The 14,430-nt window shown below is 63.3% G+C and carries 18 protein-coding genes; 12 read left to right on the top strand and 6 right to left on the bottom strand.

Annotation, left to right across the window (positions count from 1 at the left end; all coding sequences use genetic code 11):
- The first annotated feature begins 47 nt into the window (after positions 1–47).
- The 11 genes from ACQ4L4_RS11520 to ACQ4L4_RS11470 all read left to right on the top strand — a co-directional run bounded on the left by ACQ4L4_RS11520 (position 48) and on the right by ACQ4L4_RS11470 (position 8,329).
- Positions 48–404 (top strand): hypothetical protein, encoded by a 357-nt coding sequence (locus tag ACQ4L4_RS11520; RefSeq protein ID WP_431104372.1) that lies wholly within the window; start codon positions 48–50, stop codon positions 402–404.
- Positions 401–1,207, top strand: a complete 807-nt coding sequence (locus tag ACQ4L4_RS11515; RefSeq protein ID WP_431104371.1) for a helix-turn-helix domain-containing protein — start codon at positions 401–403, stop codon at positions 1,205–1,207. The genes ACQ4L4_RS11520 and ACQ4L4_RS11515 overlap by 4 nt, the downstream gene beginning before the upstream one ends.
- Before the next feature lie 85 nt (positions 1,208–1,292).
- A complete protein-coding gene (locus ACQ4L4_RS11510) occupies positions 1,293–2,021 on the top strand; it encodes an ATP-binding protein (protein ID WP_431104370.1) in 729 nt (242 codons plus the stop codon).
- Complete coding sequence (locus tag ACQ4L4_RS11505; RefSeq protein ID WP_431104369.1) at positions 2,018–2,557, top strand: hypothetical protein; 540 nt, start codon at positions 2,018–2,020, stop codon at positions 2,555–2,557. The genes ACQ4L4_RS11510 and ACQ4L4_RS11505 overlap by 4 nt, the downstream gene beginning before the upstream one ends.
- Positions 2,558–2,791: 234 nt before the next feature.
- Entirely contained in the window at positions 2,792–3,031 is a 240-nt protein-coding gene (locus tag ACQ4L4_RS11500) for a hypothetical protein (RefSeq protein ID WP_431104368.1), read from the top strand.
- 149 nt (positions 3,032–3,180) lie between these two features.
- A complete protein-coding gene (locus tag ACQ4L4_RS11495; RefSeq protein WP_431104367.1) occupies positions 3,181–3,843 on the top strand; it encodes a hypothetical protein in 663 nt (220 codons plus the stop codon).
- A 155-nt stretch (positions 3,844–3,998) separates the two neighbouring features.
- Positions 3,999–4,550 carry a hypothetical protein gene (locus tag ACQ4L4_RS11490; RefSeq protein WP_431104366.1) on the top strand — a complete coding sequence of 184 codons (552 nt, stop codon included), beginning with the start codon at positions 3,999–4,001 and terminating at the stop codon, positions 4,548–4,550.
- Positions 4,547–4,930: a hypothetical protein gene (locus tag ACQ4L4_RS11485; protein WP_431104365.1), complete on the top strand. Its 384-nt coding sequence runs from the start codon at positions 4,547–4,549 to the stop codon at positions 4,928–4,930. Before ACQ4L4_RS11490 ends, ACQ4L4_RS11485 begins: the two co-directional genes overlap by 4 nt.
- A gap of 33 nt (positions 4,931–4,963) precedes the next feature.
- Positions 4,964–5,284 carry a phage tail assembly chaperone gene (locus tag ACQ4L4_RS11480; RefSeq protein ID WP_431104364.1) on the top strand — a complete coding sequence of 107 codons (321 nt, stop codon included), beginning with the start codon at positions 4,964–4,966 and terminating at the stop codon, positions 5,282–5,284.
- The gene (locus ACQ4L4_RS11475) at positions 5,281–5,610 is read left to right on the top strand and encodes a DUF1799 domain-containing protein (protein WP_431104921.1); all 330 of its coding nucleotides are present in this window, start codon (positions 5,281–5,283) and stop codon (positions 5,608–5,610) included. Before ACQ4L4_RS11480 ends, ACQ4L4_RS11475 begins: the two co-directional genes overlap by 4 nt.
- A 10-nt stretch (positions 5,611–5,620) precedes the next feature.
- The gene (locus ACQ4L4_RS11470; RefSeq protein ID WP_431104363.1) at positions 5,621–8,329 is read left to right on the top strand and encodes a phage tail length tape measure family protein; all 2,709 of its coding nucleotides are present in this window, start codon (positions 5,621–5,623) and stop codon (positions 8,327–8,329) included.
- Positions 8,330–8,955: 626 nt separating this feature from the next.
- Here the strand turns inward: ACQ4L4_RS11470 and ACQ4L4_RS11465 are convergent.
- Together ACQ4L4_RS11465 and ACQ4L4_RS11460 are read right to left on the bottom strand one after the other, a co-directional pair.
- Positions 8,956–9,519 (bottom strand): hypothetical protein, encoded by a 564-nt coding sequence (locus ACQ4L4_RS11465; RefSeq protein WP_431104362.1) that lies wholly within the window; start codon positions 9,517–9,519, stop codon positions 8,956–8,958.
- A gap of 114 nt (positions 9,520–9,633) precedes the next feature.
- The gene (locus ACQ4L4_RS11460; protein WP_431104361.1) at positions 9,634–9,825 is read right to left on the bottom strand and encodes a hypothetical protein; all 192 of its coding nucleotides are present in this window, start codon (positions 9,823–9,825) and stop codon (positions 9,634–9,636) included.
- A 163-nt stretch (positions 9,826–9,988) separates the two neighbouring features.
- On the opposite strand from ACQ4L4_RS11460, the gene ACQ4L4_RS11455 reads away from it, so the two are divergent.
- Positions 9,989–10,660: an SOS response-associated peptidase gene (locus ACQ4L4_RS11455; protein ID WP_431104360.1), complete on the top strand. Its 672-nt coding sequence runs from the start codon at positions 9,989–9,991 to the stop codon at positions 10,658–10,660.
- 95 nt (positions 10,661–10,755) lie between these two features.
- Here ACQ4L4_RS11455 and ACQ4L4_RS11450 read toward each other — a convergent pair whose 3' ends face one another.
- The 4 genes from ACQ4L4_RS11450 to ACQ4L4_RS11435 all read right to left on the bottom strand — a co-directional run bounded on the left by ACQ4L4_RS11450 (position 10,756) and on the right by ACQ4L4_RS11435 (position 14,171).
- On the bottom strand, positions 10,756–11,607 hold the full coding sequence (locus ACQ4L4_RS11450; protein WP_431104359.1) for a PEP-CTERM sorting domain-containing protein: 852 nt from the start codon (positions 11,605–11,607) through the stop codon (positions 10,756–10,758).
- 50 nt (positions 11,608–11,657) lie between these two features.
- A complete protein-coding gene (locus ACQ4L4_RS11445) occupies positions 11,658–11,969 on the bottom strand; it encodes a hypothetical protein (RefSeq protein WP_431104358.1) in 312 nt (103 codons plus the stop codon).
- Positions 11,966–12,463: a hypothetical protein gene (locus ACQ4L4_RS11440; protein ID WP_431104357.1), complete on the bottom strand. Its 498-nt coding sequence runs from the start codon at positions 12,461–12,463 to the stop codon at positions 11,966–11,968. Before ACQ4L4_RS11440 ends, ACQ4L4_RS11445 begins: the two co-directional genes overlap by 4 nt.
- Positions 12,464–12,557: 94 nt before the next feature.
- The gene (locus ACQ4L4_RS11435; protein ID WP_431104356.1) at positions 12,558–14,171 is read right to left on the bottom strand and encodes a histidine kinase famiy protein; all 1,614 of its coding nucleotides are present in this window, start codon (positions 14,169–14,171) and stop codon (positions 12,558–12,560) included.
- Positions 14,172–14,430 lie beyond the last annotated feature (259 nt).

Raw genomic sequence — 14,430 nt, 5'->3', positions numbered from 1 at the left:
GAAGTCGAACAGGCGGAGCGACTTCTGGAGGATCTGGGAGGTGCGCGATGAGCGACATCAACCAGCTGGGCCTCTTCAACGCCGACGGATCGCCCGCGGCCAATGCCCCGTTCCTCGGACCAAATAGTCCACGGCAAGAGCGCGTCTTGGCCGCGCTCATGACGGGCGTCGCAATGACCAATGCCGGCGTCCGTTCCATCGCCCATGCCGCGAACGGCCCGGACGTTATCGCAAAGCTACGCGCCCGCGGTCTCAGCGCTGCGAACGATCTCATCACCGAGTACGTTGACATCGTTGACGCGGACGACAAGACGGCCCGCATCGGGCGTTGGAGGCTTACCGACGCCGGCCGCGCCAAGGTCGCAGCTTGGATGGCTGAGCAGCAGCCAAGGGAGGCCGCTTGAGCGTCAAGGCACTCTCTATCGTCTTCGATGCGCCGATTCGCCCACCGACGAACAAGCTCCTCGCCGCTGTGATGGCGGACTGGTGCGATGACCGCGGAGGCAGCCTATTCCCCTCCATGGCGCGCATCGCTGAAAGAGTCGGTATCAGCCGCAGCCAAGCGCAGCGCATCGTGCATGGATTCGTCGAGCAGGGTCTCCTTTCAGTAGTTTGCAACGCTGCCGGAGGTAAGCCCGGCATGGCTCCGCACTATCGCCTTCACCTTGACCGCATCGCGGCTCTCGCTGACACGGGTTGCGCCAGTGCGACGGGTCGCATGGATGCGACGGGTAGCACCGACGCGACGGGTGTCACCGACGCGCAGGAGGGGTCGCATGGATGCGTGCAAGGGGTCGCACCCATGCACGAGACGGGTCGCACCGATGCGACCCTAACCACCATAGAACCGTCAGTGAACCACCATGGATCCGTCAAGGCGCGCAAGCGTGCCGATGCGGACGATTCGTTGGCCTTTCCAGACTGGCTACCCCAGCACACGTGGCAAGACTTCCAACAGATGCGGAAGTCGATGCGCAAGCCGATGACACAGGCCGCCTCGCGCTTGATCGTCAAGAAGCTGGAGGAACTGAGAGAGAAGGGGGACGAACCGCAAAGGGTGTTGGAGCAGTCGATCGAGAACTCCTGGGTCGGAGTGTTCCCGCTCAAGGGAGCAAGAGGTACGCCGGCAAGCCGCCCATCTCGCCATTCCGGCTTTGATGAGTTGGACTACAGCAAGGGGGTCGGCGATGACGGATCGCTCAATTGACGACGTTCCAAGCCCGCGCGCGGCGCTCTCGTCGCGCACGGATCTGGGCACGAAGGATGCGGTTTGCCCGGAGCACGGGGAGTTCGTGTCGAAGGGCTTCCGCCTGGAGGCCTGGAAGCGCGAGATCTGGTCGCAGTGCTCGCAGTGCCAGCAGGCCGCCGAGCGCGAGCAGCGCGACGAGGAGCGCCGCCGCCAGGCGGACAGGGTCGCGCGTGAGCGGCAGGAGGCTATCGGACAGACCTGCATCCCGCTGCGGTTCCAGGACCGGACCTTCGAGGCGTTTCACGCGGCCAACGAGGTTCAGCGGCGGGCGCTGACTGTCGTGCGCGACTTCACCGAGAGCTTCGTCGCCTACGCGTCCAAGGGGAGCGGCCTGATCCTGTCCGGCAAGCCAGGCACCGGTAAGACGCACCTCGCCTCGGCCGCGATGCTCGCGTTGATGGGTTCGGGGCGCTGGCTGCAGTACTTGACCCTCATGGAGATGATCCGAATGGTCCGCGAGACGTGGTCGCGCAACTCGGAGCGCACCGAGCGCGAGGTCCTTCGGCTGCTGGGATCGAAGATCGACCTGCTGGTGATCGATGAGGTCGGCGTGCAGTACGGCACCGAGGGCGAACAGAACATCGTCTTCGACGTGCTGGACCGGCGCTATGCGGAGATGCGGCCCTCGATCCTCATCACGAATCAGGACGCCGAAGGGCTGAAGGCCTCGCTGGGCGAGCGCACGTTCGATCGACTGCGCCAGACCCACGCGCTGGTGAAGTTCGACTGGCCCAGCTACCGGCGGACGGCGCGCAAGGAGAGTGCGGAATGAGGGCGATCAAACCTCTCACGCACCGACCCTGCGCACGGTACTTCTTGCAGCGTCCATGGCGGCCGGTGCATCGGATCTACGTCGAGCCGATGTTGGCGAACAAGCTCTGGATCTCACCCCGCGGGCGCTCGCTCACCTCGCACGAATGGGACGCCGCACTTGAGCTGTTCGAGGCGCAGGCGGACTACCTGTTCTGGAAGCTCAACGGGTCACCGGAAGCGGACGCCGCACTGTGGGCGCTGATGGACAGCAAGGTTCCTGCAGTCCTATGCGAGTCCGATCTGGGCGGATGTGGCCAGCCATGCCAAGCAGCCCTGATCGAGTACGAGCACTCCCCTTGGCCGATCGACATAGGCGACATCAAGCCGGAGGACCGCCGTGCGCTGATCTGCCCTGGTCCATCGCTCGTGCCGGCGCCCGGCATGGGACTACAGGTCAACGGATCCACCTGGCTCGTCGTCCGTTCATTCCAGATGGGGCCGCCAGGGCCGACGGTGCTCTATGCCTGTCAGGTCCGGCCCCCCGATACCAGCTGACCAGCGCAGCGTTGCGCCGGAGCCCAGTTCATCAACTCACACACCCAAACGAAATGCAAACCACAGACCGTCCCCAGACCCCCGCCGAGATTGAGGCGGAGAAGCGCCAGCGGGAGAACGACCAGCGCTGGCCCCTGGCTTCCGCCGACCGTCAGGTGAGGCGACAAGCCATCGCCGACCTCATCCGTCGGAACTCCGCTCCCAAAGCCGGCTCGAACACCTGAAGGAACCGACATGAAAGTCATCGCATACGCCCTCCGCCGCGACGGATCCGCGTTCCCGGCCGCTGGTGAAACCGACATGCGCCGCCCGACGATGGACGGGTCCAAGAAGGCCTATGGGGGCGAACCAGTGCCGGGGGGGGGCGGCTGCCGCCTGCCGCCTGATGCCTACAGCATGTGGAGGACACGGCCGGGCCAAGTCTTCGCCATCAACCCGTCCGATTCGCACGAGCACGGCGCGAACTCGCGCTGAGGAGATCACATGCCACCAGTCATCATCGCGGCCGCCTATATCGCTGCCGCCTACGGCGCGGCTTCATATCTTGCACTCGCCGTTATCACGCCACCACTGAACTACAGACGAAGGGCGGAGGCGCGCGCCGTTTCCATGGAGGCGCGGCCATGAGCATTCTGAACGCCCAGTGCTGCGGGGCCGAATGCATCATCGAAGTCGACACGCTAGGCGGCGTCGCGCCTGGAATGTTGCCTGACGGATTGATGGCAGAGCAGGTGCTTGTTCCGGTTCCGAAGGTGTGCGTCGTCGCACATCAAAGCCTGATGGCCGCCTCGCGCGGCACGACTCTGTTCTTCTGCTTACTCTCGCAAGCACTTCAAGTGAGTCCTTTGCGTGCAGATGAGCTGCTGGATCACGCGCAGGATTTGCTCACCGAGCTCTACCACGGGCAATTCCTGCGTCATCCACTCAGCGCTCAAGGTGGCATGCGCGAGGTATCCAACGATGGGGTGATTGCCTGCTTCTCGCCGCGTTTGCAACGCATGCGAGTCCTCTCCTTCTGCACGAGGGGTCCAAGCGAGCCGGTCGAAGTGAACTGGCTTAGTGAAGGAGGGCGTCGCGACGTCCACATAACCCCTTGGTTCGATGAACTCGAACCCTTCGAAAGAGCGGCGCTGGCCGGGCGGAGCATCGAAGCAATGCCGGCAGTGCAACTACGCCTCGTCGCCGAAAGGCATCCAGAAATGATGACTGGCGGGGACATCGTCACCGTTCGCCTCAGCATGGACGAGATTCGGGTGACCAAGAGGCCCCAGCCCAGCTGGCGATGAGTCATCGCCGCCAGCTTCAAGCCATGACCGTTGAACGAGCAGCGGTGCTCAGGCCAGCGTTCATCGGACTCATGAACAACAACGCAAGTGGGCGTGGGCGCGAAGCCGAACGTCCATCTGGGCGCACACACACCAAAGCATGTCGAAAGGCCAACATGACTGAGACCAACGCCACATCGCGCATCGCAGCGCGCAACAGTCTTGACACTGCATTCCAGGCGCTAGCTCGAGGAGCGGAGCAGGACCAATCCCGCGCGAGGTCGATCCTGGGTAAGACGCACATCGAAGGGGGCCAGCACGAGCAGACGACATCTGTGTCGAAGATCCTCGCTGGTGCGAAGCAAGACGGGCGTCAAGTTAGCAGGGCGCTCGCCGCGGCAATGAATGCCTGCAAGGCGGCGAATACGGCGCTGTGGGCGCTGGCGTACGGGACTTCACCGGCCGTTCTGATCGCACGCGGAGAAGGGCATGGCCCCACGGCTCAAGACTGCAACGCTGCATTGATCGATTTCGACGAGCCCTGGCCGCTCGACGACGGTGACCTGCAGCCGGGAGACCGTCGCGCGTTGATCTCGCCGGAAGAGGGGTTGCAGCCAGGGGCGGGCATGAGCCTCAACCTCGGTGGTGCCACGTGGCAGATCGTGAGGTCGCGACGGCTCGCTCCAGCTGGTGCGCCCCTGCTGTTTCTTTGCCAAGTTCGGCCATGAGCAGCTGGAGCGTTCCGTTCGACCAGCTCGCCGAGAAGGCAAGGCTCGACCTCGAGGTTGTCGTGCGGCGAAGCACGTTTCAGCTGTTCAAGTCTGTCGTTGACCTGAGCCCAGTCGACACGGGCCGCTTCCGAGGCAACTGGTTCCCATCGCACGGCCTCATCCTGAACGAGGTCAGCGAAGCCGCAAGGTCGAACGACTCCTACTCCCGTCTTGACCGGGTGTACGAATTCCCGGTGGGTGGCGTCGTCTACCTGACCAACAACCTGCCCTATGCCCAGCGCCTGGAGCACGGATGGTCCAAGCAGGCGCCCACCGGCATGGTCCGCAAGAGCGCCGTCCAGTTCACGCGATTCGTGCGAGCCAGTCTTCGAGGCTGAGTGCTCGTACCAACCCAATCCAGAAAGATCCACATGCAAGCATCCATCAACGCAAAACCCACGTTCGTCGCCACCGTCGAGATCCGTCGGCCAGGAGAGGACGGCCCGATGAAGTTCCGCGGCGTCTTCAAGCACCGGACAAAGGACCAGTTCGCAGCGTTCGCCCAGGCCTCGCAAACCGACCCGCAAACCGACCTCGATGCGGTTCTGGACGTGCTGGTCGGTTGGGAAGACATGGCGGAGGAATTCAGTCGGGACCACGTTGCGTCCCTGCTTCAGAACTTCCATCACGCCGCCGATGACATCGCTCGCACCTACGTCCGCGAACTGGGACCTGCACGCTTGGGAAACTGAGACAGGCCGGGGCCAAGCTCTACAAGAAGCGGCCAAAAGCCGAAGAGCTCGAGGACCTCGGCCTGACCTTCGAAGACGTGGCGGACCAGTTCGACATTGAACTCTGGCCCGACACCTTCGAGTCGTTCGTTCTGTTCGATCGCGTGCGCCATCAGTGGGTGATGGGTCCGATGGGCCCAACCGCCCTGAACTACCAAGCGGTTGAATCCGCGCTTCGACTGATGGCCGTCCCGCGCAAGCGCTGGTCCGAACTGTTCGAAGACATCCAAGCTCTTGAAGCTGGTGCGCTATGCGAGATCTACGCAGCCTCCAGCAAATCCAAATGAGGTCCCATACATGGCAGACCAGAACACAACATCTTTGAGCATTGCGGTCGACAGCTCCGGGGTCCGGACCGCGGAGGGAGATCTCCGCGGTTTCGCGAAAGCCGGCGGTGAAGCGGCGAAGTCCGCGTCGCTGTTCGAGCGTGCGATGTCGTCCAACGCTCAGTCAACGACTCAGGCGGCTGCCGCCGTTGGCAAGATCAACGGCGCTTCCAATATCTTCAAGAGCGCGGCAGCGGGAGCGGAGAAGTTTGCCGCTAGCACGAAGCTCAGCGCCTACCAGGCGCAGCAACTGTCCTTCCAGTTGCATGACCTGGGCGTGCAGCTTGTCGGCGGAAGCAACCCGTTCACCGCCCTGATCCAGCAGGGAAGTCAGGTAGCGGGCGCGTTCGGAGGGATCCGTTCGGCCGCGTCCACGCTGGCCGGCGCGGTGTCCGGAACCACGGCGGTGATTGGCACCGCCACTTCTGTCATCGCCGGCCTCGGCCTTGCATACAACGCTGGCGCCGAGCAGAGCAAGGCTTTCAAAAACGCGATCCTCCAGACGGGCAATGCTGCCGGGTTGACCGAGGGTGCGTTCAACTCCCTTATCGACAGAACTGCCGACGTGACGAAGACGTCGAAGGATTCCGCGCGCGAAATGGCGCTCGCGTTCGTGCAGTCCGGGCAACTGAGCGGCCAAGCCCTTGAGGCGACGGTGACCACCGGTCTGAACATCGCCAAGGCCACCGGCGCGTCGATCGAAGAGGTGCAGAAGCAACTGCTGGGCGTGACCAACGGCGTCGCGAACTTCGCCGCCACGCAGAACCGCAGCCTCAACTTCCTCACCTCGGCGCAGTACCGCTACATCAAGTTGCTGGAGGATCAGGGCAGCACCGCCAAGGCCATCACAGTCACGATGGAGGCGCTCAACGAGCGATACAAGGATCAGGCGCAGAACTTGGGTCTGATCGAACGCGCGTTCAAGAGCGCGAAGAAGGAGGCATCCGACTTCTGGGATTCCCTCAAGGCGATCGGTCGTGACCTCACCCTCGAGGAGCGCTTGAAGCAGAACACCCAACGCATTCAGACCCTGCTCGAGGGGATGGGCAAGTACGACCCTGCGGCGCGTAAGGCGGCAGCCGCTCTTGAGCAGGCCAACTTGGCCCTGATCAAGCAACGCGATGCAGCGGAGGCAAACGCAGCCGCCCAAGCAGAGAGCGCTCAGAAGTCCAAGGTGGGCATCGAATACACCGATGTCCTCGCGCGAGCGATGTCGCGGCAGGCGCTCGCGGCAAAGGTGCTCAGCGACGCAAAGCAGAAGCTGGCGAAGTCGGATCTCAGCGCAGCCGAGCAGGGGAAGGTCATCGCCCAACTTCAGAAGGAGTTGGATCCAGGTGTGACGCAAACGGCGGACCAGTCCCGTGTCGCAGGCATCAAGCGCTCGCTGGATGACATCGTGGCGAGCTACGAGGCGGCGGAGTCGACGCTCGAGGCGAGTCGGCAGGCTGGTCTGGTCTCGGACCAGGACTACTACGCCGAGAAGATCAAGTTCGTCCAGCGCTATGAGCAGGCGCGGATCCTCGCGCTGAAGCTGGAGAACGAGGAGCTCGCGCGCCAGCGGCGCAACCCAGACAACATGACCGCAGACCGCGCGTCGATTGACGACCGGGTGAAGGACAACCTAGCTGAGATCGGCCGGCTTCAGCAGCGTGCAGCGGCCGAGGCAGCCAATCTTGGCCTTCAGGGAGCCACCGCGGCGGGGAACCTCTCTAAGGGTTACGCCGACGCCCGAGCATCGGCCGAGTCCTACCTCGCCACGCAAGATCGCGTGCGTCAGCGCGAGCTCGACCTGATGGGCCTGGGTGATGCGGCGCGGGCCCGCGAAGCAGGTCGCAACCAGATCTCCGATCGATACGACGAAGAGCGCCGTCGACTGGAGCAGGAGAGAAATGCTCTCGGGATCTCGCAGCAGGGCGGTCTCCGTCAGGACCAGAAGGATCAGTACAAGGCGCTCATCGACCTCAATGAGGAATTCCGGAAGAAGGATCTCGCCGGATGGGACGAGTACTACGCAAAGTTCAATGAGAAGCAGCGCGATTGGACGGTCGGCGTCTCGGAGTCCTTCGCGAACTATGCGGACGCGGCGCGCAACTCCAGCAAACAGGCTGAGCAGGTCTTTGCCAACGCCGCCAGACGCATGGAGGACTCAATCGTGACGTTCGTGCAGACTGGGAAGTTCAGCTTCACGCAACTGGCAAGTTCGATCATCGCCGACATGATCCGCGTCGAAGCGCAGCGAGCGACGAGCTCGATCTTCAGCTCTGTATTGGGTGCGTTCGGGGCCTACTTCGGCAACACGGGGATGACGGCGGCGGCGGCCTCGAGCATGAGCGGTGACTCGCTGGACAACTTTCTCAACCTGAACAACAACTTCGCTGGCCCACGCGGTGGCCGCGCCATCGGCGGACCGGTGTCTGCCGGCGGGATCTACCGCATCAACGAGCAGAACCGCCCCGAGGTAGCGAACTTCGGCGGGAAGGACTACCTGCTGACCGGCGGGCAGAGCGGGACGGTGCGGCCTGCAGGTGATGGCGGCGGGGCTCCGGTTAGCGTGACCGTGAACATCGGCTCCGGGGTGACGCGCGCCGAACTGCAGGCCTACGTTCCGACCATCGTCAAGCAGGTCGAGGCAGCAGTCGGGCAGAGGCAGCGCCGCGAGGCGACGTTGGGGCGGGGGTGAGGCGCAACTCTCTGTGGTTGCCAGCCTTGGTTTCCAGGGCTGGTTTCCACGGAATAGCAGCACCAAGTCAGCTCGCGTGCCGCCTCCTCGGCCATTTGTCCGGTTGGTGCTCCGCGGACCAAAGTAGGTAGGCGATGAAACGTCGGGCCGACGCTCCTGCCCGGCTCCATTCCTCCGCGTCGAATCCCTCCACCTCGATAGAACCCACCCGCGAACTGACGCCGCGGGTGCTTGAGGTTTTGCCCCGGGCCAAACCGCCCGGGGTCTTTTCTTCTTTCTCCCTGTCCATGACCAACTGTCGCCGAGCCCGACGCGCGGATCAACGTGAGAGTCGCTTGCCGATTCACTGATGCGCGCTGGTTAGCGTGCGGCGGTTAGTGCGCTGGTTAGCGCGCACGGCTAGGTTGACGGCCTTCGACCGTATCCCTCAGGCAAGCGGCGGAACCGTCAACCTTGGGTCAACCTTGACAGGGAAGGGCGGAGTCAGGTCGCGTCAGGGGGAGTTGTCCTGGGATACCTGGGGGATGCGGCTGCGGGGCGTCTGGAAAGTCCGTCAAGGGTCGGTCAAGGTAGCGATGCCAGCCTAGGAGCAAGTTGCTGCTTGGAGGGGGGCGTCGGATGACCGCTCACTCATCGCCGTACAGTTCTTGGCCCGACGGCGGGGCTGCCCCTTGCCGAACAAGCGCATCAATCTCCCGGTACGCCACCACGAACAGCTTCATATTGCCGTCGAACTCGCGTTCCCATCGATCAAGCGTCGTGGCTTCTGGCATCACAACTAGCGTGTACAGGCTGGCCCTGCGATGTGCGATCTCATCCCTCAGCGCCTTTAAACCCTCGATGGCTCGTATCAGGCGGGGCGCTGCATTGTTGGGCAAGCCCAGCAGCCCTATAAGGTCGCTTTCCGGTAAGGCCATCACCGAGTCGGGAAAAGCCTTGAGAAATTCGACCTGCAGGACATGTGACTTCTCTTCTCTGCTGGCGAACATCATTCCGACGTCGATCTCGACGATCTTTGCGGAAATGGTATCCAGTCGACTGCCGAGCTTGGCCGCAGCGAAAACGGCGAGCGCGCGATGTCTTGCGTCCTCACGACGGTGGCCGGACAGCCCAAAGTACAACGCTAGTGCTGCAGCTGCGGCCGTGCCGATGGACGCGCTCGCCTGAATTGCCAACTCGACAATCTTCATCGCTGGCGCCTCCGACTTCGGAAGGACCGCGCCAAGCAAGAGCATTACGGCCCAGGATCCAAAGCCTATAGCAACTGCGTAGAGCGCCCAATCTCGGCCGTTCGGCGCCATCGCTCAGAGCCTCCCGCGGCGGAACTGGTCTCCGAGTTCGGTCAGCCAGCGCCGACCGTCCTCGCGCGGCGTCGTGGCAAGTCCCTTGTCCTGCAATCGCTGCTGCAGCTCCTCAGGAACGATCTTCCCACCGACAGCGCTAGGGATGAAGTAGAGGGCTGCGCGCTCCTCCTCCGTGATGTCCGGTGTTTGCATGGGGGCCTTTGTCGATCGCCAGATTTTATGGACGGCGGCAAAGCGTCCGCCTGCCATCCTTGCTTCTCGATAGGACTAGAGTCGGCGCATGTGCAACCTCTATCACATGAGTCCGAAAGGCGCGTTCGAGGTCTACGTTCGCCGGCACCTGGGGAAGCTGTGGTTGCCCGACCTCGAGCCTGAGCGTCCGTTCGTCGGCCCGTTCGACACCGGCATGTTCCTGCGATCGGACGGCGATGATGGTGTGGTCGGTGAGTTCGGTCAGTGGGGCCTGATTCGGCCCGGCGCTCCGACGCGCAAGGACATGATCCCGGGCAAGCCCGCGGCATCCGGCAAGAAGCCGCCGGCTCCGAAGCCGCGCGCGACGAGCAATGCGCGCACTGAGACCGTCGCCACGTCGCCCACGTTCAGGGCAGCATGGAACGAAGGCCGGCGCTGCCTGATCCCCGCGACTTGGTACCAGGAGCCGAACTGGGAGACCGGCAAGAACGTGTGGTGGCAGTTGAGGCGCGCCGACGGCCTGCCATGGATGCTGGCCGGGATCTGGAACCACTGGACCGACTCGGACACCGGCGAGATCGTCCCCAACTACACCATGCTCACGCGCAACTGCGACGGGCATACGCTGCTGGCCAGGCTGCACAAGCCCGACCCGAAGCTGCCCGCCGACAAGCAGGACAAACGGGCCGTGGTCCATGTCGAGCCCGAGGACTGGGCAGCATGGTTGACCGGGCCGGCCGACGACGCCCGCTCTCTGATCCGCCTGCCGACCCCCGAGTTCTTCGACCAGGCCGACGCGGTCAGGACGGATGCGCTGCTGACCACCTTGCTGTGACGGCGGTTAGTGACAGCCTGATGGCACTGAACCCCCAGCGCGGGGGGCGACAGTGGGCCGGGCGGGAAAGCGATAGGAGGCCGCCCGGTGCAGGTTCAATGCTGCTGCTTGCGCCTATTTCGGCGTTGTTGCACTAGAAGCCCCAGTCCGGTCAACATGAGAAGTGCTGTGGTGGGTTCCGGGACGGCACGAGCCACTTCGATCGAGTCGAGAATCAGCGCACTTTGACCCTGCGGTGACATGACCGGGTTATCCCACAACCGGATCTCGTCAAAACCGCCGCCGGAGAAGCCAACGTAATGCGCGTCCGGGTGGTGCGCCAGAACACCGGACGCAACGCTCAATCCGTCTTTGAACAGCGCATAGTGAAGAGTAAGCAGCGCGGCAACGTCGTCACAGCCCCGAGGGCACGAGACGCCGTATCCCGTTCCGACCAAGAAGCCGACGGAGTCGAAGTCGGCGCCGGAGGTTAGGATAATTCGTTCATAGCCGGACTGCTCGGGCTGGCTCAGATCCAGCAGGGTGGGATACCAGGATCGCTGCCCCTCAAAGCCCAGACGGCTCAAGTTCATGGCGGTCCAGATCTCCACCGGCTTTCCAACATGATCGACCCTGATGCCGCCTTCCGTGTGGGTTCTGGTCCGCACCAGTTCCGACTTCATCGCCTCAAACCCATTGAATCCTGTGCGGCTGTCATTCGAGATGAAGTCTGATGTGTGCACCACGATAGCTGCAGTGGCCGGCACGGTCATTGCAAGTAGCGCGCTTGCGGCAAAGCACTTGAACATCGTCTGCGAGACATTGGCAATTTTCCGAATCATTTCCCCTCCCAGGGATGAAGTCGTCTTGTGATTGGCAGCCACGCCGATGGGCAATGAGACGGGATCAACGCCTTGTTGCCACCAATTTAACGGCGGGGGGAGGATAAGGTGGTAGCCCGACTGCAACCGCAACTCGTGCCCCCATATTCCGGGGGGCACGATCGAGCAAGGTGCGCCTACGAGCGGATGGTTACGTGCTCGTCAGCCATGGCCTCCTCGAGGTCCTCGACATCCATGCGCAGCACAAGCGCCGGGAACTCCAAGTGGGCCGCATCTAACGCGGCGAGCGTCGCGTCGCGCCAGCGCTCGCTGGCGGCACCCGCTGTTGGCCTGATCCCGTAGTCCTCTCCGCCGGCGGCGAGGAAAGCCTCGACGACGTCTGCGGCGCCGCCGAGGTGCTGCTCCAGCACGCGGCGGATCGTGCGCTCGGCGCCGTCAAGGTCGCGCTCGAGCACAACGACCTGGTGCATCCCGATTGAGTACGTCATGGCGTCTTCCTGTCCGCTTGGCGAGGCGCCCGCTCCATCCGCGGCCCGCTGCATTCCCGCGGATCGATCGGTGCTGGCGGCGTCGAAGGCACGCCAGTCATGCCCCACATGGTGATCGGAATGCCAGTGAGCTGCCCCGAAGCGTGCGAAGACTCGATCTCCTCGCAAACCTCAGCGGGCAACTCCCGTAGGGCCCAAGTCTGCCGCAGCGAAACCTCCACCCCATCGATTACCTCGCGCTCGATGCCGGTAACCGACCAGAAGGCGCCGCGCGCGTAGATCACTTCCGCATCCCACAGCGGCAGCAACTCGTCCTTGTCCACATCGCGGTCTGGTGCGGAGATCGGAAGCACCCGGGCAACGCGTACGGTCCGGCGGGAGTCGGAGTCGAAGACCTCCGTCAGGCGGAAGCGACCGCCCTTCGTGATTGCAGGGTGGCGGTCAGCAGGCAGCTTTCGTCCGCGGCGAAAGAGGGGGGTGGCGAGGCAGAGCATACTGTATATTTATACAGTATTTTATCGGCCCGCCACTGTGATCTATGTCGTGTCTGTAGCTGTAGAGTCGACTTGTGAGGACAGGGAGAGTCTTCTAAGCTTGGCCATCTAGCGCCCGACGAACCCTAATGCGCAGGTCTTCCGACGTGAACGGCTTGAAGACGATGTCGTAGCTCTCTCCGCCCCATCGACCCGGGCTGCCGTCTGCAAACCCGGTCATGAGCAGCACCTTGAGCGAGGACTTCAGCCGCTGCGCATCCTGCGCGAGCAAGACCCCGTTCTTGCTGCCGGGCATGATGATGTCGGTCAGCAAGAGTTTCACGTCGGGATGCTGCCGGAGCGACTGCATCGCCTCCTGCGCGCTGTGGGCGACTGAACATGTGTAGCCGGCGGCCTCCAGCATCGCCGCGGCGGTCTGCGCGACCTCCGGTCGGTCATCCACGACGAGAATTTGCTCGCCTTGGCCGGCCCTCGGCTGGATCTTCGGAACTTCTGTGGTTGCGGCGGAGTCCGCAATCGCCGGAAAATAGAGGCGCACAGTGGTGCCTACCCTTTCCTCCGAGTAGATCGTGGCCGCGCCGCCGCTTTGCTTAGCGAAGCCGTACACCATGGAGAGGCCCAGTCCGGTACCCCCGCTCTCTGCTTTTGTCGTAAAAAACGGGTCCATCACCCTAGCCAGGATCGGCGCAGCGATGCCGACGCCCTCATCGCTGACGGAGACCGTCACGTAGTCACCGGGCAACGCGAGGCCATGGCTAGCGGCGTCCTCCTGGTTCGCGCGGAGATTCGCTGACCGGATCCAGATGCGGCCGCCGCGTGGCATAGCGTCTCTAGCATTCACCATGAGATTCAACAGCGCCGTCTCAAACTGCGAGGGGTCGACACGGGCGTTCGCCAGCAAGGGATCGAGCTCAAGAACCACCCGCACGTCACTGAGCGAGTTCGCAGCCATGTCCGCAGTTCTTGAAATGGTCTCGTTGACGTTCACCACACGGCCTTGAAGCTGCTGCTTTCGGGCGAACGCAAGCAGTTGCTGAGTCAATGCGCCGGACCGCGACGCCGCCGCTCTGACGTTGGCGATCGATCTCGCAAGCAACGCGTCTTCCGGCGCGGCCGACCGCGCGCGATGAGCCGCAATCTCGGCATTGCCAGTAATGACCTGTAGCAGGTTGTTGAAGTCGTGCGCGATGCCGCCGGTCAGTTGGCCCAATGCCTCCATCTTCTGCGCCTGGCGCAATGCAGCTTCCGCATCGCGCCGCCGACTGACGTCAAGCTGGGATGAGAAGTAGTAGATCAGCTCGCCGTCCTCGCTGCGCACCGGCGTCAGGAAGAGCGCGTTCCAGAAGGTTGATCCGTCCTTGCGATAGTTCAGCAGCTCGACCGTCAACTCGCGCTCGGATTTCAGGGCCTCGCGGATGAGCGCCACCGTGCCCGGATCGGTCTCCGGCCCTTGAAGAAAGCGGCAGTTTCGACCGAGGATCTCTTCGAGGGCGTACCCCGTCATTTCAAGGAATGCCTGATTCGCGAACACCAGTGGCGCGTCCGGCTGGCGCGGGTCGGCGACGACCATCGGCATGCGTGTCGCCTGCACTGCGGCGAAGAAGATGTCGCGTCCATGTCCGCCCGACGCAAATCCCTGCGTCTGTACCCGTGCATCGTGGCGTGGCATGTGCGGGGCTTTGTCCCGCGGGTCGGTCTCTGAACTCATGACGGCAAATCACCTGGATGCGCGTGATGTTGCCAAGCCCCTCGGGTAGGTCAGGCCGGAGGTGATCTTGTTCGCATGCAGGACACGTCTGACAAGCTTTGGAATGGTGGTCCCGTAAGACTCGCATCACCTGCTCGGGAGCGCCAGCACGCCGCCGTCTTCGCCGCCTCAGCTTGGCCGGCCGGATACGTTGAACCAGCCGTTCTCCGTGAACTCGACCGCGGTGAGGTATCCAGTGCGTGGTATCCACGCGGTATCC

The organism is Roseateles noduli, from assembly GCF_050626985.1.
Classification (GTDB): domain Bacteria; phylum Pseudomonadota; class Gammaproteobacteria; order Burkholderiales; family Burkholderiaceae_C; genus Roseateles; species Roseateles noduli_A.
Note: the sequence above shows the minus strand (reverse complement) of the source record. Positions and strands in the feature narration are given on the sequence as shown.